This window comes from Mycobacterium sp. 155, from assembly GCF_000373905.1.
Lineage (GTDB): Bacteria > Actinomycetota > Actinomycetes > Mycobacteriales > Mycobacteriaceae > Mycobacterium.
This window is the reverse complement of record NZ_KB892705.1, coordinates 1,658,999-1,681,751: the sequence shown is the minus strand read 5'-3', so window position 1 is coordinate 1,681,751 and position 22,753 is coordinate 1,658,999. Positions and strand designations below refer to the sequence as shown.

Below are 22,753 nucleotides of genomic sequence, written 5' to 3'. Positions count from 1 at the left end.
CGTATTCGTTTCGCGAGGTTCAGCGCCAGGCGGATTGCAGAATCGCGCCGAGCGCGGCTAACCGCGCGGCCCGCACCACTTGTGTCAGGGGCCGCAGAGTGTCCCCGGCGAGCTGAACTTCCGAGGAGGTCTGCAGGCCGATCGGGGTCAACCCGGCGCTGACCGTGATGATCGCGTCGACGTGCGCTGCGGTTTCCAGGACCCGGATGGCACGGGTCGGGGCGTGGTCGGGGATACGGTGCAGTCGCGTGGCCTCCAGGATCTGTTGGACCATGCCACGCGGGTCATCCGTGGCCATCCCGGTCCCGGAGCGCAGTGTGCCCAGCGTCTCAGCAGCAGAGCGGACAGCAGAACGCAGTTCGTACTCGGCCGTGCCCAGCTCGAACTGTTCGGCCGGGGGCATCGTCGGCACCGAGTACACCGTCCAGGACAGCGCCCGAGGCTCCGGGTCGAATATCGAATCGTCCTCGATTTCATCGAATTCGAAGTACTCGAACTCGGGGACCAGGCCGACGCCCGGTAACTCGTCGTGGCTGACGATGACGGCCTCGCCGACGGTCACGGCGTCGCGCTGGAACTGGGTGCCTGCAGGCAGGCCGCGGACGTCACCGGGGACCGGCTGGGCGACCGTGATGGTGGGAGTCTGCACCGACCGCCCTGCGGCGGTGCGCAACGTCTGCAGCAGCGATACCGAGCCGGAATCCTCCAATTCCGGCCAGGGCAGACTGGTGCGCACTGCGGCCGCGGAATCGTAGGCGGTCACAGAATGCGTTGGAGCCCATTGAGATAGCGCGTCGAGGACGTCGTCGGGCGCGGCGACGCCGGCGAGCCAGGCGTTGGCCCACACCGACAATGTTGCACTTGGACACCACATGATGCTGGCAGTGTAGTAGTCGGGCACCGAATGGGCGGGATTCGCTAGGGTGGACGCATGCCTGTGTGGCTGATCTGGCTCATCGTAGCGCTGGGGCTGGCCGGGGTTGAGGCGCTGACTGGCGATATGTTCCTGCTCATGCTCGCCGGCGGAGCGCTGGCAGCCACCGCCACCAGCGCATTGGTGGACTGGCCGGTGTGGGCGGACGGCGCGGTATTCCTGGTGGTTTCGGTTCTACTGCTCGTGTTGGTACGGCCGGCGCTGCGCCGGCGGTTGCTCAGCGGGCACGGTCTCCCTGACCCGGTCAAGGCCTTGGAAGGCCAATCCGCGCTGGTGCTGGACCGGGTCGCGCGGCACGAGGGACAGGTCAAGCTCGACGGGGAAGTCTGGACGGCGCGACCGCTCAACGACGACGATGTGTTCGAGCCGGGTGACCACGTGACCGTTATCAGGATCGACGGCGCGACCGCGGTTGTCTTCAAGTCACTGTAAAACGACGAAGGGGGTCTACCAATGGACGGTGCTCTAGCCGGGTTGGTCTTCCTGGTGGTACTGGTGATATTCGCGATCATCGTGGTGGCGAAGTCCGTCGCGCTGATTCCTCAGGCCGAGGCGGCGGTCATCGAGCGGCTTGGTCGGTACAGCCGCACGGTCAGTGGCCAGCTGACGCTGTTGGTGCCGTTCATCGACCGGATCCGCGCCCGCGTGGACTTGCGTGAGCGGGTGGTGTCGTTCCCGCCGCAGCCCGTGATCACCGAGGACAACCTGACGCTGAACATCGACACGGTCGTCTACTTCCAGGTCACCAACCCGCAGGCCGCGGTGTATCAGATCAGCAACTACATCGTCGGCGTCGAGCAGCTGACCACCACGACGCTGCGCAACGTGGTCGGCGGCATGACGCTGGAGCAGACGCTGACGTCGCGTGATTCGATCAACGCGCAGCTGCGGGGTGTGCTCGATGAGGCCACCGGCCGCTGGGGTCTGCGAGTGGCCCGGGTCGAGCTGCGCAGCATCGACCCGCCACCGTCGATCCAGGAGTCGATGGAGAAGCAGATGAAGGCCGACCGCGACAAACGGGCCATGATTCTGACGGCCGAGGGTGTGCGGGAATCGTCGATCAAACAGGCCGAGGGGCAGAAGCAGTCCCAGATCCTGGCGGCGGAAGGCGCCAAGCAGGCCGCGATTCTGGCCGCCGAGGCCGATCGGCAGTCCCGCATGCTGCGGGCGCAGGGTGAGCGGGCCGCCCAGTACCTGCAGGCGCAGGGCCAGGCCAAGGCCATCGAGAAGACGTTCGCGGCGATCAAGGCCGGCCGGCCCACGCCGGAGATGCTGGCCTACCAGTATTTGCAGACCCTGCCGCAGATGGCCAAGGGTGAAGCGAACAAGGTATGGCTCGTGCCGAGCGATTTCGGTTCGGCGCTGCAGGGATTCACCAAGATGCTGGGTGCGCCCGGCGAGGACGGCGTGTTCCGCTACACCCCGACCCCGGTAGAGGATGACCTGCCGAAGCCCGAGGACGACAGCGAAGAGGTTGCCGACTGGTTCTCCACCGACACCGACCCTGCGATCGCTCAGGCTGTCGCCAAGGCCGAGGCCGAAGCGCGCGCCACGACACCGCCGCTAGGTGCTCCGGCCCCGGCCCAGCCGCCACGGTCGTTGGACACGCCCAATCCGCAGGAGGGCCTGCCTCGCGGATCGCATCGCGCCTGAGCCGCCAAAGCCGTTGTGGTGCCGGCTGAGCCGCTCGGGTTCAGCCGGCTTGTAAACGCAGCTCGACCATGGGCAGCGGGGTACCGGTGTCGGTGATCGGTTGGCCGAGCGTCTCTTCCAGGATCGGCTTGAACTGCGCCCATGCCGTGGGGTGGCCCGACCGGTAAGCGTTCAATACGCGGTCGGTGCCCTGTTGGTCGAGCACGTGTGCGACGGCAGGCCTGGGCGCGCGGCTTCCCGCCCATACCCGGACGTGGGGATTGGCACCGATGTTGCGGAACCACTGGGCTTTCGCGCCGAATCCGGAGGCGACGGTATAGATGTCGGCGGCTGGGTGGTCGATGACTTCCAACACGACGTAGCGTCGTCGGCCCGATGTGCGACCGATGTGTTCGAGCATCAGCACCCGTGAACCCAGCAGAGCTCCCGCGCGCATGCGATAGACCCAGATCGGGGCGCGCACCAGCCGGCGATTGCGCAGGATGCGCGCGCCGAGGTCGGCGAACATGTCGGCGGTCATGGTATTTCTCCTTTCGATTCGGACTGCAGCCCATCCCGATAGATCGCGAGAACTTCTGCTGCCCAACGCGACATCCCGCCATGCGTCAGCGGGTCGACGCCCAGGACCTCGGTGAGGTGCGGTCGCAGGATCAGTACCGCCAGGTCGTTGGCCATGAGCACTGCCGCGCGCACCGCGGGATCCGTTCCGGCGTCGGCGACGCCTCCGGCGACCATGGCATCCAGGGCGGTTCGGCTGATCCCGTACAGGCGGGCGAACAATGCCGATCCGAGCGGGCCACCTGTCGTAAGCAACCGGCCCAGATACGCGGGGACGGGCGAGTCAGGCGGCAGATGGGTGGCCATGGCATCCACCAGGGTCGGCACCGCGGAGGGTCCCAGGACGTCATCGGCGGCGGTGCCGGTCGTTTCGCTGAGCAGCCCCTCCAGAATGCCGACTACGTGATCGTCGACCGCGGCCACCAGGCCGTCCTTCGAACCGTAATGTCGCACCACTAGGGCAGGGGACACGCCGGCGGCGCCGGCGATATCGCGCATCGTGACGGCATCGGTGCCGCGTTTGGCGAAGAGTCGCAGGGCCTCGTCGCGAATGCGTGCTCGCGCGGTCCGGTCATCGGCGGGTGAACCCATGTTTACAATTGTAAACAATCATTTACTTCGCTGGAAGTGGCAATCCGCCTGTGACGCGCGACCGTTGAATCCCGCTATGTGCGGCGTGTCGGCGTACCGACACGCTCGCTCGCGGAGCGGAGCGGGCGTCGTTCACCGCCGTGACTGCGCATCTCGAAGATGAGCCCGGCCACACCCAGGGCGGCCGTGCCCAACGACACCAGAAATAGCGAGGGACTGATGTTGCCGGTCAGCGCGTCTCCGAGGATCACGACGGCAGCCGTGCCCGGAAGCAGCCCCACCAGGGTGGCGAGCGTGTACGGCACCACCCGCACGGCCGACGCTCCGGCGGCGTAGTTGAGCACCGAGAACGGCACGGCCGGGATCAGCCGCATCGACATGATCACCGGCCATCCGCGCTGACGCAGCCGGGCGTCGACCGACTCGACCTTCGGATGAGAGACGAGACGATTCAGTTGCCAGCCGGCTGCCCGGACCAGGAGCAACGCGATCACCGCGCTTACCGTGCTGGCCGCGACCGCGATCCCCACCCCGAGCACCGGACCGAACAGCAATCCGGCGGCCAGCGTGAAGGCCGTGCGTGGAAACGGAAACACCGTCACCACGATGTGTGCGCCGAGGAAGGCAAGCGGAAACCACGGTCCGACGGAGTCGGCCTGATCCCGCAGCTGCATCGCGGTGGGCAACGGCACCAGAAGCGCGATTGCGACGAGAACGACAACTGCGGCCAGGATCCCGATGATGCGGCGGGGCGGTAATTGCAGTGCCGTCGCCACTACCGCGGTGCGCACGGTACGCAGGGTGCTGACGACGGGTTTCACGTTCATCAAGATTACGGGCCGCCCGTGAATATCTCGCATTCGCGGCGTCGTCTTCGTCGTGCTGCCCGCGGCAGGAGTGTGGCAGCGATCATTTAGCCTGGTGGACAGGTGGCTGATCACACGCTGAGGCAACAGGAGATGCGGGTGTCGTTACAGGGGTCCAGGGCAATCGAATCCGACCGTGATCAATGGCGCAAGGCGGTTGCCGGCGTTCTCACCAAGGGGCGGCGCGGGAATGCCGCCGACTTGCCGGCCGAGCCGGAGCGGCTGCTGGACTCCGCCACCTACGAGGGGTTCCCCATTCGACCGCTCTACACGAGTCCCGACGCCGCGCCGCCCGAGTCGTCGTTGCCCGGTCAGTGGCCGTTCGTGCGCGGTGGTGACGCGCACCGCGACGTCAAGACCGGTTGGCGGGTTGCCGAAGCGTTCCCGATCGTGCCCGGCTCCGGGGTGGAGACCGTCAACGGGGCTGTGCTGCTTGCGCTGACCGAAGGCGTCAGTGCCCTCACGCTGCGCATCGGGGGCAGTGACGGAACTGCTGCGGCAGATGTGCGGCAACTGCTCGACGGGGTGTTCCTGGACCTGGTGCCGATCGTGTTCGAGGCCACGGGCGCCGACTATCGCGCAACCGCGGAGACCGTGCTGGCCCTGCTGGCGGACCTCGACGGCGACCAGCGCGCCCGGCTGTCCATCGATCTGGGCGCCGACCCGCTGACCGCACGGTTTTCCGGGCACGATGGTGCGCCCGAAGCCGACGTCGTCATCACCGCTGCACAACTGTCCGGGTATTCGGGCCGGGTACGTGCCATCACTGTCGACGGCCCGGCGTTCCACAACCGCGGAGCCGGCGCGGCCTGGGAGCTGGCGGCGTCGATCGCCGCAGGCGTGGCTTATCTGCGCATCCTGGGTGACGGTGACATCGCGGCCGAAGATGCCTTACGCCAGATCAGCTTCCGGTACGCGGCCGATGACGATCAGTTCATGACCATCGCCAAGCTGCGGGCGGCCCGGCAGCTGTGGGCCAGGGTCGCCGAGGTGATCGGTGCCCCTGACTCGGGCGCCGCCGCCGTGCACGCGACGACGTCGCTGCCGATGATGACCCAACGCGATCCGTGGGTGAACATGCTCCGCACCACGCTCGCCGCGTTCTCCGCGGGTATCGGCGGCGCCGACACCATCGCGGTCCGCCCGTTCGATGTGGCCATTCCCGGCGGATTAGACGGCACTTCAACCACTTTCGCGCGCCGGATCGCGCGCAACACGCAGCTGCTGCTGCTCGAGGAGTCACACCTGGGCCAGGTGCTCGACCCGGCGGGTGGATCGTGGTTCGTCGAGGATCTCACCGCCCAGCTCGCTGAGCAGGCCTGGGCGCATTTCCAGCAGATAGAAGCCCGCGGCGGATTCGTGGCGGCCCAGGACTACCTGCGCGGCGAGATCGCCGAGGTGGCGCATCGGCGTTCCGATGACATCGCGCATCGTCGGACCGCCATCACCGGCGTCAATGAGTTCCCGAACCTCGCCGAAGCTCCTCTCCGGCAAGATGATTCAGTTTGCGGCTGGGAGCGCTACGCAGCCGGGTTCGAAGAGCTGCGGGACCGCTCCGATGCATTCCTGGCCAGTACCGGAGCCCGTCCCCGGGTGCTGCTGCTGCCGCTGGGCCCGCTGGCCGAGCACAACCTGCGGACCACGTTCGCGAGCAACCTGCTGGCCTCGGGCGGGATCGAAGCGATCAACCCGGGCACGGTCGACGCCGCGGGTGTTGCCTCGGCGGTGGCCGACGCCGGTTCACCCAGCGTCGCGGTGTTGTGCGGGACCAATGCCCGCTACGGCACTGAGTCCGCGGCGGTGGTGGCCGCCGCCCGCGATGCCGGCGTCGGCAGGATCCTGCTGGTTGGTCGGGAAAAGGCCGTGGCGGAAGCCGACTCGAGACCCGACGGATATCTGACCGCGAAAATCAATGCGGTGGAAGCCTTGTCGAACCTGCTCACCGAACTGGGGGCCTGATATGACTGCCAGAACAGCAATCGGCAGTTTCGCCGATGTCCCGCTGCACGGCGAGAAAACGGGCGAGCCCGCCACTCCGCAGGCCGTCGAGGCGTACGTCGCGGCGGCCGCCGCGGCCCATGGCTACGCCCCCGAGCAGTTGACTTGGGCAACCCCTGAGCGCATCGACGTCAAGCCCATCTACATCGCCGCCGACCGGGCCGCTGTGGCCGCCGCCGGGTATCCGCTCGACAGCTTTCCGGGAGCGCCACCGTTCGTCCGCGGGCCTTACCCGACGATGTACGTCAACCAGCCGTGGACCATCCGCCAGTACGCTGGATTCTCCACGGCTGCCGAATCCAACGCGTTCTACCGGCGCAACCTCGCTGCCGGCCAGAAGGGCCTGTCGGTCGCGTTCGACCTGGCCACGCACCGCGGCTACGACTCGGACCACCCACGGGTACAGGGCGACGTCGGCATGGCCGGGGTAGCCATCGACTCGATCCTCGACATGCGCCAGCTATTCGACGGTATCGACCTCGGGAGCGTCAGCGTCTCGATGACGATGAACGGTGCGGTGCTACCGATTCTGGCGCTGTACGTGGTGGCCGCCGAGGAACAGGGGGTGCCCCCGGAGAAGCTTGCCGGGACCATCCAGAACGACATCCTCAAAGAGTTCATGGTCCGCAACACCTACATCTACCCGCCGAAGCCGTCCATGCGGATCATCTCCGACATCTTCGGCTATACCAGCGCGAAAATGCCCAAGTTCAACAGTATTTCGATCTCGGGCTACCACATCCAGGAGGCCGGCGCCACTGCCGATCTGGAGTTGGCCTACACCCTGGCCGACGGCGTCGAGTACATCAAGGCCGGCCTGGCTGCCGGTCTCGACATCGACAAGTTCGCGCCGCGGCTGTCCTTCTTCTGGGGCATCGGGATGAATTTCTTCATGGAAGTGGCCAAGCTGCGCGCGGGCCGGCTGCTGTGGAGCGAGCTGGTGGCCGAGTTCGGCGCCAAGAACGACAAATCGCTGTCGCTGCGCGCCCACTCGCAGACCTCCGGCTGGTCGCTCACCGCGCAGGATGTGTTCAACAATGTGGCCAGAACCTGCATCGAGGCGATGGCCGCGACCCAGGGGCACACCCAGTCGCTGCACACCAACGCGCTCGACGAGGCGCTGGCGCTGCCCACCGACTTCTCGGCCCGCATCGCCCGCAACACCCAGCTCCTGCTGCAGCAGGAGTCGGGCACCAGACGGCCGATCGATCCGTGGGGCGGTTCCTACTACGTGGAATGGCTGACTTACCAGCTCGCGGAGAAGGCCCGCGCTCACATCAAGGAGGTCGCCGAACACGGCGGCATGGCGCAGGCCATCAGCGACGGTATCCCGAAGCTGCGCATCGAGGAGGCCGCGGCTCGCACGCAGGCCCGCATCGACTCCGGGGCCCAGCCCCTGATCGGCGTCAACAAGTATCAGGTTGCCGTCGGCACTGGCACCGATCAGGAGATCGAGGTCCTCAAGGTCGATAACTCGCGCGTTCGAGCTGAGCAGATCGCCAAACTCGAGCGGCTGCGCGCCGAGCGCGACGAGGCGGCCACCCAGGCCGCCCTAGCCGAACTCGCCCGCGCCGCAGGTGAGTCCGGCGTCGCCGGCGAAAACAGGCTGGGCAGCAACCTGCTTGCCCTAGCCATCGACGCCGCGCGTGCCAAGGCCACCCTCGGCGAGATCTCCGACGCCCTGGAGAAGGTGTACGGCCGGCACAGGGCCGAGATTCGCACCATCGCGGGGGTCTACCGGGATGAGGTGGGAAGTGGTGGCAACGTGACGCAAATAGGCCGTGCAACAGAATTGGTCGAGGAGTTCGCCGAGGCGGACGGGCGCCGTCCCCGCATCCTGGTCGCCAAGATGGGGCAGGACGGTCACGACCGGGGTCAGAAGGTGATCGCCACGGCGTTCGCCGACATCGGCTTCGACGTCGACGTGGGCTCGCTGTTCTCGACCCCCGACGAGGTGGCCCGTCAGGCCGCCGACAACGATGTGCACGTCGTCGGTGTGTCGTCACTGGCCGCCGGGCACCTCACCCTGGTGCCTGCGTTGCGGGACGCGCTGGCCGAAGTGGGACGCCCGGACATCATGATCGTGGTCGGCGGCGTCATCCCGCCCGGCGACTTCGATGAGTTGTACGAGGCCGGTGCGACGGCCATCTTCCCACCCGGAACGGTGATCGCCGACGCGGCCATCGGCCTGCTGCAGAAGCTGGCCGATCGGCTCGGCTACCAGCTGAGCTAGGCGTATGGCTACAGTCACCGAACTCGCGGCCGCGATCAGGGATCGCGACCGCGCCGCCCTGGCACGGGCCATCACCCTGGTCGAATCGACCAGGGCCGACCACCGTGCGCAGGCTCAGCAGCTACTACTGGAGCTGATGCCGCACGCGGGGACGGCCATGCACGTCGGTATCACCGGCGTGCCCGGCGTCGGTAAGTCGACCGCCATCGAAGCGCTCGGCATGTACCTCATCGAGGCCGGCCACCGGGTCGCGGTGCTGGCGGTGGATCCGTCGTCGACGCGGACCGGCGGCTCCATCCTGGGCGACAAGACCCGCATGGCCCGGCTGGCGGTGCATCCCGACGCCTACGTCCGGCCCTCGCCGACGTCGGGGACGCTCGGCGGGGTCGCCAAGGCCACGCGCGAGACGATCGTTTTGCTTGAGGCTGCCGGCTACGACGTCATCCTCATCGAGACGGTCGGGGTGGGGCAGTCCGAGGTCGTCGTGGCCAACATGGTCGACACCTTCGTGTTCCTCACCCTGGCCCGTACCGGCGACCAGTTGCAGGGCATCAAGAAGGGCGTTTTGGAACTGGCTGACGTCGTGGTGGTGAACAAGGCTGACGGCGAGCACGCTGTCGAGGCCAAGCAGGCCGCTCGTGAGCTCGCCGGAGCCGTTCGATTGCTCTATCCTCGTGAATCTCTTTGGCGCCCACCGGTTCTGACCATGAGCGCACTAGAGGGTAGCGGCCTGGTCGAATTGTGGGACGCGGTGCTCAGACACCGACAGGTGCTCACCGAGGCGGGGGAGTTCGACCAGCGGCGACGTCGGCAGCAGGTCGATTGGACCTGGTCGATGGTCCGCGACACCGTGCTCGACCGGTTACTGTCCAACCCGCGGGTGCGTGAGATCCGCGCGGAGGTGGAGCGCCGGGTGCGCGACGGCGAACTGACACCCGCCCTGGCGGCGCAGCAGATACTCGATGCGGCGGAATGATCACCGCCGATGGCAATCGAAAGGCGGGTCGAACCGAATGTCACCTGTGAACTCCACGCTGCGCCGGCTTGTCGCCGGTGGCGCGGTGGCCGGTGTGTTGCTCACCGGATGCAGCGGTCACGCGGAAAGCGGTAGCCAGCCCACGCTTTCCAAGGCTCAGCTGCAGTCAGAGGCCAAGGAGAAGCTTGAGGCGGCGGCGAAGTGCAAGGCCAAGTCGGTCACATGTGACGACGGTATCGCGGGCAAAGTGGGTGCGACTCAGCATTGCGTGCTGACCGCTGCCAATGGCACCAAGTATGGCGTCACCGCGACCGTCAAGGCCGTCAAGAACGGTGCGCTGAATATCGACTATAAGGTCGATGACAAGCCGATGCGATGACGTTAGGGCCGAGTGGCGTTAACAGATCGGTAACGCGGCAGTAGTTAGCCGGGGTTCCAGGTAAATTCGATGTTGTGTCGGACAGTGATTGTCGGGACCGCACCGTCGCGCTCCCGCACGGCGTCCAGGGTGCTGCGGACGCCAGTTTCGCCTGCACGGTGCGAGCCTTCTCACAGCTGTTCCCGGGCCGCCGGTTCGGCGGCGGCGCCCTGGCTGTCGTCCAGGGCGGCCAGCCTGTCGTCGACGTGTGGACCGGATTCTCCAACCGCACCGGCACCGAGTTCTGGACGGCTGATACCGGCGCGATGGTGTTCTCCGCGACCAAAGGCATGGCATCGACCGTCATCCATCGCCTGGTCGACCGCGGTCTGCTCGACTATGACACGCCGGTGTGCGCCTACTGGCCGGAGTTCGGCGACAACGGCAAGGCCGGGATCACGGTCCGCCAGGTCATGGCGCATCGCGCCGGCTTGTCACAGCTCAACGGGGTGAGTCTGGCTGAGCTGCTGGATCCTCGGTTGATGGAGGAGCGCATCGCGTCCGCGCCGGTGAATCCGATGCTGTTCGACAAACCGGCCTACCACGCGCTTACCTACGGATGGCTGTTGTCCGGTTTGGCGCGTGCCGTGACGGGCCAGGGCATGCGAGAACTGGTCCGCACCGAGCTGGCCGAACCCCTAGGTACCGACGGTCTGTATCTCGGTCGGCCTCCCGACGGCGCACCGACCCGCCCGGCGCAGATCCTGGCGCCACAGCGGCTGTGGCCCAACCATGTTTTCGACTTCCTCGCACCCAAATTGGCCCGGTTGAACCGCTCGGGCGTTTTCGGGTCCATGTATGTACCAGGCGTGATGTCACTGATCCGAGGGGATACGCCGTTCCTGGACAGCGAGATCCCCGCCGCCAACGGTGTCGCGACCGCGCGGGGGCTGGCGCGGATGTACGGCGCGATCGCCAATGGCGGCCGGTTCGAGGGCGTCGAGTTTCTGTCCGCGGAAACCGTCGCAGGCCTCAGCGGGCCGGCAGCAGTGCGGCGCGATCGCAACCTGGTTGTGCCGGTGTCCTTCCACCTCGGATACCACTCCGTGCCGTTCGGCATCATGCCCGGTTTCGGCCACCTCGGAATGGGTGGCTCTTTCGGCTGGGCAGACCCGGCCAGTGGCCTTGCGATCGGTTTCGTGCACAACCGGCTGATCACTCCGATGATGCTCGACATGACGGCTTTCGTCACCCTCAATGCCGTCATCCGCAAGGATGTCGCCAGTGCTCGCCGGCGCGGTTACCAGTCCGTGGCCGACCTCGGTGCCGCTCCATTTGAGCTGCCCAAGCCGGTCGCCGGCTAGTTAGTTGTCGAAAGGCCGGGTTCCGCGGGCACCGGCAGCCGCCGACGATCAAAACTCAGCGCTGGCTGTGCGCCCGCCAACGCGTCTTGATGCGCCACGAATGCGCCGCGGCGAGCGCGAAGACCGCACCGCACATGCAGGCGAAGAGCCAGACGAGTTTTCCGTTCTCCCACGGCTGCAGGGCGGAGAAGCACGCAGTCGTGATGCGCACCGCGCAAGCCAGGATGCCGCTGACCGACGCAATCAGATAGATGTTGGCGATTCGTCGGGACCGCGGATCCCTGCGCAGCACCAGCATTGCCCGCGCGCCGTAGAGCAACAGGTAGGTCAGCGTGCCGCACAGCAGGATCCAATAGGCGCTGAGCCAGAAGTCCGTTGGCACCGTGAAGAAGTCGGAGCGATAGACCTTTGCGCCGTTGCCGAGCGAGAACGTGGCGAGCAGCAGCGGGATACACAGGGTGGCGGGCCGCTCGACGTACTGCTTGAACGAGTGCTGCATCGCTTCGTCGTCCTGCAACCGGCCCAGCGCGTTGTAGACGATCGCCGACGCGGCCACGATGTAGCAGTCGTGACCGATGTAGTCCTCGACGTTCCACATACCGGTCAGATCGTGTAACAGGCGGCCGATGGTTTCCGAGGCCAGCGGAGACATGAGCACCACCGCCGCGCCCTGCAGCGCGATGTTGAGGGTGGCGGCGACCTCCCACCGGCACGACCAGGTGACGCGCCGGATCCACAAGCTCCATGCGATGCACCCGAGGGTGATCGTTATGAGCACGGCTACTGACATGGGCAAGTCGCTTCGACGAGAATTAACAGGTAGCTGATTGTATGGCTAAAGCGGCGGCGCGTCGGTTCGTGGCGCTAATTTGGATAACTTTGCCGGACGCGCATTCCGCGTCCTGGTATCAGTCGGCGCGACGGTCACAGGTGCCGATTCCAGGTAATGCCAGACCTCCTGGCGACTCATCAGACCGAACCTGATTTGGAGATCGGGGTAGCTCAGCCCAAATCGGTCCGCGACCTGCCTGAGCTCCTCGGCATTGGGATAGTCGGACTCTTTGATGCGCCGATAGTAGGTGCTGCTGGAAATCCTGAGCGCGGTATAGATGGCTTTGGCGTCGATCTCGCCGTCGAGCAGGTAGTCCAGCAGCGCCTTGAGTTGTCGGCCGTTCTCATCGGTGCGGGGCATCACCACACGATAACCTCGATCACCGCCGTCGGGCAGCACGGATCGGTTTGCTCGCAGCTATTTTCTTATTGACATCACTGTCAGACTTTTGGCACTACTCTCCCAATTTTGGGACGGTGTGGCTACCGTGGTCCGCATGGTTGCTCCGGTGTTGCGGTCGGGCACGACATGCTGGTTCTCCGACTACCCCACGGCTACTGCGCCGGTCGAGTCCGACATGGCGATGGTGACAAGCGCATTGGATGAGGTCCTCAGTGCCGAACTGGCAGGTGCGCGGGTGGCCATGGACAGCAGCGTGGAGGAGATCCTGCTGGCTGCCTTGGGTCGGGCCGTCGCGCGCGCCATCGGCGACGGTGTCCTCGATGTCGAGGTCGGCGGTGCGCAGGCACGTCGAGCGTCGGTGGCGTGCAGTTCGCATCGGAGCCTGTCGGGGCATGACCTGTTGTCGACGGTCACGGTCCCTGTCGAACGTCTCGACCACCCGGCCGGCGCGGAAGTGTACTTCCGGTACGACGGCGACGGGCCTGGGTCGGCAGCACCCGCCGGATATTTGCTGGCGTTGCACCTGCACAGCGATTCTGCGACCGGGCTACAGCTCGACTGGCGGTATGACAGCCGCGGTTTCGACTGTGCCACGGTGGCCGAGTTGGCTGAGCAATTCCCGCTCGCGTTGATCGAAGTGACCTCCGGCTAGCTCGCGGCCGGCTCGTCGGGCAGCTGATTTGCGCCCCTCATTAGACTGCTTGAAACGGCGTCGATCCGGCCATCACCGGGGAGCTTCCGGAAGAACGGCTGCGCGGGCTTGTCTCACAACGCGGCCCAGTAGAACCGGACGGGTGGGCCCGTCATCGCCCGATAGTTGAGCGGCGTGTGGGTTTCCACACGCAAGCGGGGTGGTACCGCGGCGCTCGCGTACCTGCGCGACGTCGTCCCCGTGCCTTTGAACGAGTCGAACCTCCGAGACGGAGGCCCGACACAGGCACAGGAGACGAGACGTGAGCGCCTATCCCAAGCCCGCCGCACCGAATTTCCCGGAGCGCGAACTTGAGGTGCTGGATTACTGGGCCGGCGACGATACCTTCCGGGCCAGCGTGGCCCGTCGTCAGGACGCTCCGGAGTACGTGTTCTACGACGGACCTCCATTCGCCAACGGCCTGCCCCACTACGGCCACCTGCTCACCGGCTACGTCAAGGACATCGTGCCGCGCTATCGCACGATGGGGGGTTACAAGGTGGAGCGCCGGTTCGGGTGGGACACTCATGGGCTGCCCGCCGAACTCGAGGTGCAGCGCCAGCTCGGCATCACCGACAAGGCGCAGATCGAAGAGATGGGCATCGAGAAGTTCAACGCTGCCTGCCGCGCCTCGGTGCTCAAGTACACCGACGAGTGGCAGGCCTACGTCACCCGCCAGGCCCGCTGGGTCGACTTCGACAACGACTACAAGACCCTGGATCCGACGTTCATGGAGTCCGTGATCTGGGCGTTCAAGCAGCTGTGGGACAAGGGGTTGGCCTACGAGGGCAACCGGGTCCTGCCGTACTGCTGGAACGACGAGACCCCGCTGTCCAGCCATGAGTTGCGGATGGACGACGACGTCTACCAGAGCCGTCAGGATCCGGCCGTGACGGTCGGATTCACCGTTACCGAGGGTGCGCTGAAGGGTGCCCATCTGTTGATCTGGACGACGACGCCGTGGACGCTGCCGTCCAACCAGGCCGTCGCCGTCAACCCCGACATCGACTACGTCCTGGTGCAGGGCCCCGACGGGCGGCGCTATGTGCTGGCCGAGGCTCGGCTGGCCGCCTACGCACGCGAGCTCGGTGAGGAGCCCGAGGTGCTCGGCGCGTATACCGGCCGAGATCTGCTGGGTACGCACTACCTGCCGCCGTTTCCGTACTTCATGGGTTCGCCCAACGCTTTTCGGGTGCTGGCTGCTGACTTCGTCAGCACCGAGGACGGCACCGGCATCGTGCATATGGCTCCGGCCTACGGTGAGGACGACAAGGCCACGGCCGATGCCGCCGACATAGTCGCCGTCACACCCGTCGACTCCAAGGGGCGCTTCGACGAAACGGTGCCGGACTACGCGGGTCAGCATGTGTTCGAGGCGAATTCGCAGATCATCCGCGACCTCAAGAACAGTGACGGCGCAGCCCGTCCGAACGGCGCGGTGCTGTTGCGCCACGAAACGTACGAGCACTCATATCCGCACTGCTGGCGGTGCCGGAACCCGCTGATCTACCGTGCGGTGTCGTCCTGGTTCGTCCGGGTCACCGAGTTCCGCGACCGGATGGTCGAGCTGAACCAGCAGATCACCTGGTACCCGGAGCATGTCAAGGACGGCCAGTTCGGCAAGTGGCTGCAGGGCGCCCGGGACTGGTCGATCTCACGAAACCGCTACTGGGGCACACCGATTCCGGTGTGGAAGTCCGACGATCCCTCGTACCCGCGGATCGACGTCTACGGTAGCCTCGACGAGCTCGAGCGCGATTTCGGCGTGCGGCCGACCGATCTGCACCGGCCGTTCATCGACGAGCTGACGAGACCGAATCCCGATGACCCGACCGGTAAGTCCACGATGCGCCGTATCGAGGACGTGTTCGACGTGTGGTTCGACTCCGGCTCGATGCCGTACGCCCAGGTGCACTATCCGTTCGAGAACCAGGAATGGTTTGACGGTGTCGGCACGGTCAGGGAGGACGCTCACTTCCCGGGCGACTTCATCGTCGAGTACATCGGCCAGACCCGCGGCTGGTTCTACACCATGCACGTGCTGGCCACCGCGCTGTTCGACAAGCCGGCATTCAAAACCTGTGTGGCACACGGGATCGTGCTGGGTAACGACGGCCAGAAGATGAGCAAGTCACTGCGCAACTACCCCGATGTCAGCGAGGTGTTCGACCGCGACGGTTCCGATGCCATGCGGTGGTTCCTGATGGCATCGCCGATCCTGCGCGGCGGCAACCTCATCGTCACTGAACAGGGCATCCGTGAGGGCGTGCGCCAGGTGCTGCTGCCGCTGTGGAACGCCTACAGCTTCCTGGCCCTTTATGCGCCTGAGAAGGGCAGATGGCGCACCGATTCGGCGAACGTGCTGGATCGCTACATCCTGGCCAAGCTGGCGCAGTTGCGCGACGATCTCACCGCGTCGCTGGATGTCTGCGACATCTCGGGTGCGTGTGACGAGCTGCGGCAGTTCACCGAGGCGTTGACGAACTGGTATGTGCGCCGGTCGCGTTCGCGATTCTGGGAAGAGGATGCCGACGCCATCGACACCCTGCACACCGTGCTCGAGGTGACCAGTCGGCTCGCCGCCCCGCTGCTGCCGTTGGCCACCGAGGTGATCTGGTGTGGGCTGACCGGTGAGCGGTCGGTGCACCTGACCGATTGGCCGGAAGCCGGTTTGCTGCCGAAGGACCCCGACCTGGTCGCGGCGATGGACCAGGTGCGTGAGGTGTGCTCGGTGGGCTCCTCGCTGCGCAAGGCCAAGAAACTGCGGGTACGCCTGCCGCTGCCGAAACTGACTGTGGCTGTGGATAATCCTGAGGCGCTCGCGCCGTTCGCCGACCTGATCGCCGACGAGCTCAACGTCAAGGCTGTCGAGCTGACCGACGACATCGCCGCCTACGGTGAGTTCGAACTCGCCGTCAACGCCCGGGTCGCCGGACCGCGTATCGGCAAGGACGTGCAGGTGGCCATCAAGGCTGTCAAGTCGGGCGGGGGTGTGGTTAACCCTGACGGCACGCTGACCGCCGGACCGGTGGTGCTGCGGCCTGAGGAGTACACCTCCAAGCTCGTCGCGGCGGATCCCGAATCGACTGCGGCACTGCCCGACGGTGCCGGGCTGGTGGTGCTCGATGGCACGGTCACCGAGGAGCTCGAGGCCGAGGGCTGGGCTCGTGACATCATTCGTGAGCTCCAAGAGTTCCGTCGACAGGGTGGCCTTGAGGTGGGTGACCGAGTACGGCTGCGCCTCACGGTTCCCGAGTTACCTGGGGGATGGAAGGACGATTTCGAGACCCTCATTGGTAGAGAGCTTCTCGCACTGGATTTCCAGATCGAAACTGATCCGTCCGTCAAGCTGCATGAAGATCTATTCCCTGACCGGGACGCCCAAGGAGGCAGCGTGAGTACGGCCGGCAACACCCTTACCGGATCTGTCGGCCGCGGCTATCCCGTCGAGATGACCCGACTGACAACGCCTTGATCAGTCGAGTGTGAACTTGTGTGCGAGATTTTCCACTTTTTGGCGCACAAGTTCACACTCGGCGAACGACACGAGAGTCAGCCCTGGACGACGCGCGCCGCGCGCCCGCCGAGCGATACGGTGTCGCCGGGCCGCAGTTGGCGGCCGCGTCGGACCTCGACATCACCGTTGACGGTGACGAGCCCTTCGGCGATCACCGCTTTCGCGTCGGCCCCCGTGTCGATCAGCGAGGCCAGCTTGAGGAACTGGCCGAGGCGGATCGATTCGTCACGGATCGGGACGTCATCGGATGCCATGCCGGTCAGGGTAGCGCCATAGCATCGACAGGTATGGCAGGCAGCGGGGTCCGGGCGGGCGGACGCTGGGTCCTGCATCTCGACATGGATGCCTTCTTCGCGTCCGTGGAGCAGCTCACCCGGCCGACCCTGCGCGGGCGACCCGTGCTGGTCGGCGGGCTGGGCGGGCGCGGCGTGGTGGCCGGCGCAAGTTACGAGGCGCGGCGTTTCGGCGCCCGTTCGGCGATGCCGATGCACCAGGCACGCAGGCTGGTCGGGGCGCCCGCGGTGGTGCTTCCGCCACGCGGCACGGTGTACAGAGTCGCCAGCCGCCGGGCGCTCGACACCGTCCGCAGCGTGGTCCCGGTGTTGGAACAGCTGTCGTTCGACGAAGCCTTCGGCGAACCTGCCGAGCTTGCCGGTGCTTCGGCGGCCGAGGTGGAGGCGTTCTGCCAGCAGCTGCGGGCCAAGGTACGTGAGCGCACCGGGCTGGTGTCGTCGGTCGGTGCTGGTTCGGGCAAGCAGATCGCCAAGATCGCGTCGGGCCTAGCGAAACCAGACGGGGTGCGGGTGGTACGGCGTGATGAGGAGAGGGTGCTGCTCGACGGGTTGCCGGTGCGGCGACTGTGGGGGATCGGCCCGGTGGCCGAGGAGAAGCTGCACCGGCTGGGCATCGAGACCGTCGGCGCGTTCGCGGCGCTGTCCGACACCGAGGTGGCCAGTGTGCTCGGCGCGACGGTCGGGCCGGCCCTGCATCGGCTGGCCCGCGGCATCGATGACCGTCCGGTGGCCGAGCGTGCGGAGGCCAAGCAGATCAGCGCCGAGTCGACGTTTCCCGAGGACCTCACCACGCTCGGGCAGTTGCAGGACGCCATCGGCCCGATCGGCGAGCACGCACACCAACGCCTGGAGAAGGATGGTCGCGGCGCTCGTACCGTCACGGTCAAGCTCAAGAGGTCGGACATGAGCACGCTGACGCGCTCGGCGACCCTGGCCTACGCCACCACCGAGGCAGCCACCCTCATCGGTACTGCGCGCCGACTACTTCTCGACCCGGTCGAGGTCGGGCCGATTCGCCTGGTCGGCGTGGGATTTTCAGGTTTGTCGGATACCCGGCAGGAGTCGTTGTTCCCGGATCTGGAGCAGCCGCAGGAAGTTTGGGACACCCACCAGTCCGACGACACCGCCCCTGTCGCCGCGACGGTATGGCGCATCGGCGACGACGTGGTACACCCCGACCACGGCTTCGGTTGGATCCAGGGCGCCGGGCACGGTGTGATGACCGTCCGGTTCGAAACGCGGGCGTCGGGGCCAGGCCCGACCCGCACCTTCGCCGCGGACACACCTGGGGTCACCCGGGCCAACCCGGTCGACAGCTTGGCGTGGGCCGACTACCTCGAGGGGCTCGGGCGGACGTGAGGAGCAAATTGGCAGGGCGGACGTGAGGAGCAAATTGACCCGGACTACCAGAGCTCACCGTAGGTGGCGGACAGGATGAAACCATGCTCGCCGTAGGTCTTGCAGGTCACCGCGCCCTGATATCCGACGCCGCAACTGGCTCCCCAGTTCTCCAGCCGTTGGCCTTCGGGTAGTACGTCGACATCGCGCGTGAATCTGGCGTCGTCGGAGTGCTCGTAGTCCGCAGGCCCCCAGCTGTTGACTACGGTCTGGTTGGTTCCCGCCGGCGCGTCGGTCGGCACGGCGTCGCAGCCCACAGGGCCGCCGTTGGGGCCGATGCCACAGTGTCTGCCGTCAGGGGTTTTGAAGAATACCCAGTAGAAGTCGCCGGGCGCGGCCGACGAGAACGTGCCTCGAGCGTTGGGGTAGCCGTCGATGTCGTCGGCACCGGGTGGCGGTTGGGCGCCTGCGGGCGGCGCGACCGCCAAGGCCAGTACGCCGGCCGCGACAGCTAAGCGGTACAGCATGCAATCCATTGAACCTGAGCGGTCAACCCCACTGGCCGACGATGCCGCTCACCGGTTGTCCGGAGGCGATGGCCGCCATCAGCAATACCCGAGCCTGGCCGGGACGCAGGCTCGGTACCAGTACCGCGCCTGCGTCGAGGAGGCGTTGACCAGGTCCGTAGTCGGGCCTGATCGGCCCGTCAGGTACCCGGGTGGACACGGCAACCGTCACGCCGGCGGCGATGTGCCTGCGCACACCGTCGATGATCGGCTCTCCCGCGTTGCCCGAGCCCATCGCTTCCAGCACGATCCCGCGCGCCCCCGCGGCGACGCAGGCATCCATGGCGGCAGCGTCGCTGCCCGGGTAAGCCGCGACGATGTCGACCCGGGGCGCGGTCGCGGCAACCAGCCCGCCCAGCTGGGGTCGCACCTTGGCTACTCCGGGCTCGAACATCCCCGCGGTGACCGCGCCCACCGCGGTACCCGCGAACCCTGCGAGGTTCACGGTGGAATCCTTCCGTAGCCCGAGCGGTTGCCACACCGTGCCGGCGAACGTGACCAGGACGCCCAGGTCACGGGTCTTTGGGCTGGCCGCCACCGCAAGGGCATCGCGTAAGTTGGCGGGCCCGTCCGCGTCCGGCGCGTCGGAACTGCGCTGGGCGCCGGTGAGGACCACCGGCACGGCCCCGGCGTACGTCAGCTCAAGCCACAGCGCGGTTTCCTCCATGGTGTCGGTTCCGTGGGTGATCACCACACCGTCGGAAGTGCTCGCCGCCGACTCGGCCGCAGCCCGGATCCGGTCCCAGTCAGCCGGTGTCATCATGGCGCTGTCCATGGCCAGCAGATCGATGATGTCGATGTCGATGTCGGTGGCGATGTCGAGGCCTGCGGTCAGGTCGGTGCCGGTGCGGGTCGGGTGCCGTACCCCGGCGCTGTCGGTGCTCGTGGCGATGGTCCCGCCGGTGGTGATGACGGTCAGAGTCACGGGCTTGTGCACGGCTGAGATTGTCGCGCATCGACACTTTGGGATGATGGGGGAGTGACTGAGGAAACCCCCACCCCGGCGGAGCCGGTGACCGAGGCTTCCGGGGATACCGAGTCCCCTGCCCCGCCCCGACGCCGACTGCCCCTGCTGCTGACGGTTGCCGGGGTGGTGCTGTTCCTCGACATCGTGACCAAAGTGCTCGCGGTGCGGCTGCTGACGCCCGGCCAGCCGGTCTCGATCATCGGGGACACGGTGACTTGGACGTTGGTCCGCAACTCTGGTGCCGCGTTCTCCATGGCGACCAGCTACACGTGGCTGTTGACGCTGATCGCCACCGGGGTCGTCATCGGCATCATCTGGATGGGACGTCGCCTGGTCTCGCCGTGGTGGGCGATCGGGCTGGGCATGATCCTCGGGGGTGCTATGGGCAACCTGGTGGACCGGTTCTTCCGGTCGCCAGGGCCGCTGCGCGGCCACGTGGTCGACTTCTTCTCCGTCGGTTGGTGGCCGGTGTTCAACGTGGCCGACCCTTCCGTGGTGGGCGGGGCGATCCTGCTGGTGGCGTTGTCGTTGTTCGGCTTCGACTTCGATACCGTCGGCCGGCGTCAGCCGGACGAGGCGACGGCGAAGACGGCATCGGGGAAGACCGATACTGCCGAGGCCGACCCCGCACAGCCCGAGAAAGCCGGCGACCAGGACGCGCAGGACCCGGCCGACGAGTCGAGCCCGGTCGGCCGCCAGGCCGATCCGTCATAGTGGCCACGCGGTCGATGCCGGTCCCCGAGGGGCTGGCTGGTATGCGGGTCGACGCAGGGTTGGCGCGGCTACTCGGGCTGTCTCGGACCGCCGTGGCGGCGCTGGCCGAGGACGGTGGTGTCGACCTCGACGGAGCGCCGGCCGCCAAATCCGACAAGCTGGTCGCCGGAGCCTGGCTGGAGGTGCGGCTGCCCGAGGCTCCCGCGCAGGTGGAGAACACCCCCGTCGACATCGAGGGCATGACCATCCTCTACTCCGACGACGATGTCGTTGCGGTGGACAAGCCGCCGGGTGTCGCCGCGCACGCCACGGTCGGCTGGCACGGCCCGACGGTGCTGGGCGGGTTGGCGGCCGCGGGCTTCCGGATCAGCACGTCGGGTATCCACGAGCGACAGGGCATCGTGCAACGCCTGGACGTCGGCACCTCGGGGGTGATGGTGGTGGCGCTGTCGGAGCGGGCCTACACCGTGCTCAAGCGGGCGTTCAAGCAGCGCACCGTCGACAAGCGTTATCACGCCCTGGTGCAGGGACACCCTGACCCCTCGAGCGGGACCATAGACGCGCCGATCGGCAGGCACCGGGGTCATGACTGGAAGTTCGCGGTGGTCGAGGACGGACGCCACAGCGTCACCCACTACGACACGATCGAGGCCTTCCAGGCGGCCAGCCTGGTCGATATCGCACTGGAAACCGGCCGCACCCATCAGATTCGGGTCCATTTCGCCGCCCTGCACCATCCGTGCTGCGGTGATCCGACCTACGGCGCCGATCCGACACTCGCGAAACGGCTCGGGCTCGAACGCCAGTGGCTGCATGCCAGGTCGCTGGCCTTTGCACACCCGGCCGACGGCCGACGCATCGAGATCACCAGTCCGTATCCGGCAGACCTGCAGCACGCCCTCGACGTGCTCCGCCAGCACTGACCGTGAGTGACGCTCGCCGGACCGGAGTGCTCTACGGCGCAGCTGCCTACATCTGGTGGGGCCTGTGCCCCGGTTTCTTCCTGCTCCTCCTGCCGGCCGGAGCTCTCGAGGTGCTGGCGCACCGCATTGTCTGGAGCGCGGTGTTCCTGCTCCTGGTGCTGGCTGTCACGCGTCGGCTCGGCGATCTGCGGCAGCTGAGCCCCCGCACCTGGCTGCAACTGCTGGCTGCGGCGGCGCTCATCTCCGTCAACTGGGGCACCTACATATACGCGGTCACCAACGGCCACGTCGTCGACGCCGCGCTCGGGTACTTCATCAACCCACTCGTGACCGTCGCACTCGGGGTCGTGGTGTTCCGTGAACGCATCAACCGCTGGCAGGCGGTGGCTCTGGCCATCGCCGTGGCGGCGGTCGCGGTGCTGACCGCGCAGGTCGGTGCGCCGCCCTACATCGCCGTCGTGCTGGCCGTGTCGTTCGCCGTCTACGGACTGGTCAAGAAGGTGGTGGCGGCCGATCCACGAGTCAGTGTGGCGGTCGAGACGCTACTGGCGCTGCCGCTGGCCGCGGGATACCTGATCACTCTCGGTGTGCTCGGGCAGGGGCATTTCCTCAACAGCGGCGCCAGGCACGCGGCCCTGTTGTTGCTGGCCGGCCCGGTCACGGCGATCCCGCTGCTGCTGTTCGCCGCGGCGGCGCAACGACTCCCGCTGGTCACCCTGGGGCTGTTGTTCTATCTCAACCCGGCTCTGCAGATGGCGTGGGGCGTGTTCATCGGACATGAACCGATGCCGTTGGGCCGGTGGATCGGGTTCGCGCTGATCTGGCTGGCGCTGATCGTCATGACCGTCGCGGCGATCGGGAGAAAGACTCCGGGGCCTTCTTCGTCTGTCGATCGAATCGAACCGGAATCGTCGTCACTGTGACAGCCCGAAACGAACACCGGGCTGCTGGACTGAGATGAGCGGGCCCACTGAGCTGT

Annotated in this window: 22 protein-coding genes; 13 read left to right on the top strand and 9 right to left on the bottom strand. The window is 66.7% G+C overall.

Annotation, left to right across the window (positions count from 1 at the left end; all coding sequences use genetic code 11):
- Positions 1–19 precede the first annotated feature (19 nt).
- On the bottom strand, positions 20–874 hold the full coding sequence (locus tag B133_RS0107810) for a hypothetical protein (protein ID WP_026256120.1): 855 nt from the start codon (positions 872–874) through the stop codon (positions 20–22).
- Between the two features lie 57 nt (positions 875–931).
- Here B133_RS0107810 and B133_RS0107805 point away from each other — a divergent pair, with 57 nt between their 5' ends.
- Positions 932–1,366 carry an NfeD family protein gene (locus tag B133_RS0107805; protein ID WP_018600189.1) on the top strand — a complete coding sequence of 145 codons (435 nt, stop codon included), beginning with the start codon at positions 932–934 and terminating at the stop codon, positions 1,364–1,366.
- A 21-nt stretch (positions 1,367–1,387) separates the two neighbouring features.
- Entirely contained in the window at positions 1,388–2,587 is a 1,200-nt protein-coding gene (locus tag B133_RS0107800; protein WP_018600188.1) for an SPFH domain-containing protein, read from the top strand.
- 40 nt (positions 2,588–2,627) lie between these two features.
- On the opposite strand, the gene B133_RS0107795 is transcribed toward B133_RS0107800, so the two are convergent.
- From B133_RS0107795 to B133_RS0107785, 3 genes are all read right to left on the bottom strand, one after another.
- Complete coding sequence (locus tag B133_RS0107795; RefSeq protein ID WP_018600187.1) at positions 2,628–3,107, bottom strand: nitroreductase family deazaflavin-dependent oxidoreductase; 480 nt, start codon at positions 3,105–3,107, stop codon at positions 2,628–2,630.
- Positions 3,104–3,736 carry a TetR/AcrR family transcriptional regulator gene (locus B133_RS0107790; protein WP_018600186.1) on the bottom strand — a complete coding sequence of 211 codons (633 nt, stop codon included), beginning with the start codon at positions 3,734–3,736 and terminating at the stop codon, positions 3,104–3,106. Before B133_RS0107790 ends, B133_RS0107795 begins: the two co-directional genes overlap by 4 nt.
- A 74-nt stretch (positions 3,737–3,810) precedes the next feature.
- The gene (locus tag B133_RS0107785) at positions 3,811–4,563 is read right to left on the bottom strand and encodes a TVP38/TMEM64 family protein (protein ID WP_018600185.1); all 753 of its coding nucleotides are present in this window, start codon (positions 4,561–4,563) and stop codon (positions 3,811–3,813) included.
- Positions 4,564–4,695: 132 nt separating this feature from the next.
- Between B133_RS0107785 and mutA the strand changes: the two genes are divergently transcribed.
- The 5 genes from mutA to B133_RS0107760 all read left to right on the top strand — a co-directional run bounded on the left by mutA (position 4,696) and on the right by B133_RS0107760 (position 11,531).
- Positions 4,696–6,561: a methylmalonyl-CoA mutase small subunit gene (gene mutA, locus B133_RS0107780; RefSeq protein WP_018600184.1), complete on the top strand. Its 1,866-nt coding sequence runs from the start codon at positions 4,696–4,698 to the stop codon at positions 6,559–6,561.
- A gap of 1 nt (position 6,562) precedes the next feature.
- Positions 6,563–8,833 (top strand): methylmalonyl-CoA mutase, encoded by a 2,271-nt coding sequence (scpA, locus tag B133_RS0107775; protein ID WP_018600183.1) that lies wholly within the window; start codon positions 6,563–6,565, stop codon positions 8,831–8,833.
- A gap of 4 nt (positions 8,834–8,837) precedes the next feature.
- A complete protein-coding gene (gene meaB / locus B133_RS0107770) occupies positions 8,838–9,809 on the top strand; it encodes a methylmalonyl Co-A mutase-associated GTPase MeaB (RefSeq protein ID WP_018600182.1) in 972 nt (323 codons plus the stop codon).
- 37 nt (positions 9,810–9,846) lie between these two features.
- A complete protein-coding gene (locus B133_RS0107765) occupies positions 9,847–10,188 on the top strand; it encodes a DUF4333 domain-containing protein (RefSeq protein WP_036418485.1) in 342 nt (113 codons plus the stop codon).
- Between the two features lie 74 nt (positions 10,189–10,262).
- Positions 10,263–11,531 (top strand): serine hydrolase domain-containing protein, encoded by a 1,269-nt coding sequence (locus tag B133_RS0107760; protein WP_018600180.1) that lies wholly within the window; start codon positions 10,263–10,265, stop codon positions 11,529–11,531.
- Between the two features lie 55 nt (positions 11,532–11,586).
- Here the strand turns inward: B133_RS0107760 and B133_RS0107755 are convergent, their stop codons facing one another.
- Positions 11,587–12,321, bottom strand: a complete 735-nt coding sequence (locus B133_RS0107755) for a hypothetical protein (RefSeq protein ID WP_026256118.1) — start codon at positions 12,319–12,321, stop codon at positions 11,587–11,589.
- Positions 12,322–12,366: 45 nt separating this feature from the next.
- Positions 12,367–12,723 carry a hypothetical protein gene (locus B133_RS0107750; protein ID WP_026256117.1) on the bottom strand — a complete coding sequence of 119 codons (357 nt, stop codon included), beginning with the start codon at positions 12,721–12,723 and terminating at the stop codon, positions 12,367–12,369.
- Positions 12,724–12,859: 136 nt separating this feature from the next.
- Between B133_RS0107750 and B133_RS0107745 the strand changes: the two genes are divergently transcribed.
- Entirely contained in the window at positions 12,860–13,417 is a 558-nt protein-coding gene (locus B133_RS0107745) for a hypothetical protein (RefSeq protein ID WP_232423272.1), read from the top strand.
- A 301-nt stretch (positions 13,418–13,718) separates the two neighbouring features.
- Positions 13,719–16,931: an isoleucine--tRNA ligase gene (gene ileS / locus B133_RS0107740; RefSeq protein WP_018600176.1), complete on the top strand. Its 3,213-nt coding sequence runs from the start codon at positions 13,719–13,721 to the stop codon at positions 16,929–16,931.
- Positions 16,932–17,008: 77 nt separating this feature from the next.
- Here ileS and B133_RS0107735 read toward each other — a convergent pair whose 3' ends face one another.
- On the bottom strand, positions 17,009–17,227 hold the full coding sequence (locus B133_RS0107735; RefSeq protein ID WP_018600175.1) for an RNA-binding S4 domain-containing protein: 219 nt from the start codon (positions 17,225–17,227) through the stop codon (positions 17,009–17,011).
- A gap of 33 nt (positions 17,228–17,260) precedes the next feature.
- Between B133_RS0107735 and B133_RS0107730 the strand changes: the two genes are divergently transcribed.
- Positions 17,261–18,625 carry a DNA polymerase IV gene (locus B133_RS0107730; RefSeq protein WP_018600174.1) on the top strand — a complete coding sequence of 455 codons (1,365 nt, stop codon included), beginning with the start codon at positions 17,261–17,263 and terminating at the stop codon, positions 18,623–18,625.
- A 44-nt stretch (positions 18,626–18,669) separates the two neighbouring features.
- On the opposite strand, the gene B133_RS0107725 is transcribed toward B133_RS0107730, so the two are convergent.
- Together B133_RS0107725 and B133_RS0107720 are read right to left on the bottom strand one after the other, a co-directional pair.
- Positions 18,670–19,131, bottom strand: a complete 462-nt coding sequence (locus B133_RS0107725) for a hypothetical protein (protein WP_026256116.1) — start codon at positions 19,129–19,131, stop codon at positions 18,670–18,672.
- Between the two features lie 22 nt (positions 19,132–19,153).
- On the bottom strand, positions 19,154–20,107 hold the full coding sequence (locus B133_RS0107720; RefSeq protein WP_018600172.1) for an asparaginase: 954 nt from the start codon (positions 20,105–20,107) through the stop codon (positions 19,154–19,156).
- 42 nt (positions 20,108–20,149) lie between these two features.
- Here B133_RS0107720 and lspA point away from each other — a divergent pair, with 42 nt between their 5' ends.
- From lspA to rarD, 3 genes are read left to right on the top strand one after another with little or no spacing between them, the layout of a single operon-like run.
- A complete protein-coding gene (gene lspA / locus B133_RS0107715; protein WP_018600171.1) occupies positions 20,150–20,851 on the top strand; it encodes a signal peptidase II in 702 nt (233 codons plus the stop codon).
- A complete protein-coding gene (locus B133_RS0107710) occupies positions 20,851–21,774 on the top strand; it encodes an RluA family pseudouridine synthase (protein WP_018600170.1) in 924 nt (307 codons plus the stop codon). The genes lspA and B133_RS0107710 overlap by 1 nt, the downstream gene beginning before the upstream one ends.
- 2 nt (positions 21,775–21,776) lie before the next feature.
- Positions 21,777–22,697, top strand: coding sequence for an EamA family transporter RarD (rarD, locus tag B133_RS0107705; protein WP_026256114.1), 921 nt, complete (start codon positions 21,777–21,779; stop codon positions 22,695–22,697).
- The last annotated feature ends 56 nt before the right edge of the window (positions 22,698–22,753 follow it).

Bases quoted from the DNA above. Each gene is read 5' to 3' on its own strand.
- B133_RS0107810 (WP_026256120.1), bottom strand. From the start codon at position 874: ATGTGGTGTCCAAGTGCAACATTGTCGGTGTGGGCCAACGCCTGGCTC.
- B133_RS0107805 (WP_018600189.1), top strand. From the start codon at position 932: ATGCCTGTGTGGCTGATCTGGCTCATCGTAGCGCTGGGGCTGGCCGGG.
- B133_RS0107800 (WP_018600188.1), top strand. From the start codon at position 1,388: ATGGACGGTGCTCTAGCCGGGTTGGTCTTCCTGGTGGTACTGGTGATA.
- B133_RS0107795 (WP_018600187.1), bottom strand. From the start codon at position 3,107: ATGACCGCCGACATGTTCGCCGACCTCGGCGCGCGCATCCTGCGCAAT.
- B133_RS0107790 (WP_018600186.1), bottom strand. From the start codon at position 3,736: ATGGGTTCACCCGCCGATGACCGGACCGCGCGAGCACGCATTCGCGAC.
- B133_RS0107785 (WP_018600185.1), bottom strand. From the start codon at position 4,563: ATGAACGTGAAACCCGTCGTCAGCACCCTGCGTACCGTGCGCACCGCG.
- mutA (WP_018600184.1), top strand. From the start codon at position 4,696: ATGCGGGTGTCGTTACAGGGGTCCAGGGCAATCGAATCCGACCGTGAT.
- scpA (WP_018600183.1), top strand. From the start codon at position 6,563: ATGACTGCCAGAACAGCAATCGGCAGTTTCGCCGATGTCCCGCTGCAC.
- meaB (WP_018600182.1), top strand. From the start codon at position 8,838: ATGGCTACAGTCACCGAACTCGCGGCCGCGATCAGGGATCGCGACCGC.
- B133_RS0107765 (WP_036418485.1), top strand. From the start codon at position 9,847: ATGTCACCTGTGAACTCCACGCTGCGCCGGCTTGTCGCCGGTGGCGCG.
- B133_RS0107755 (WP_026256118.1), bottom strand. From the start codon at position 12,321: ATGTCAGTAGCCGTGCTCATAACGATCACCCTCGGGTGCATCGCATGG.
- B133_RS0107750 (WP_026256117.1), bottom strand. From the start codon at position 12,723: ATGCCCCGCACCGATGAGAACGGCCGACAACTCAAGGCGCTGCTGGAC.
- B133_RS0107745 (WP_232423272.1), top strand. From the start codon at position 12,860: ATGGTTGCTCCGGTGTTGCGGTCGGGCACGACATGCTGGTTCTCCGAC.
- B133_RS0107735 (WP_018600175.1), bottom strand. From the start codon at position 17,227: ATGGCATCCGATGACGTCCCGATCCGTGACGAATCGATCCGCCTCGGC.
- B133_RS0107730 (WP_018600174.1), top strand. From the start codon at position 17,261: ATGGCAGGCAGCGGGGTCCGGGCGGGCGGACGCTGGGTCCTGCATCTC.
- B133_RS0107725 (WP_026256116.1), bottom strand. From the start codon at position 19,131: ATGCTGTACCGCTTAGCTGTCGCGGCCGGCGTACTGGCCTTGGCGGTC.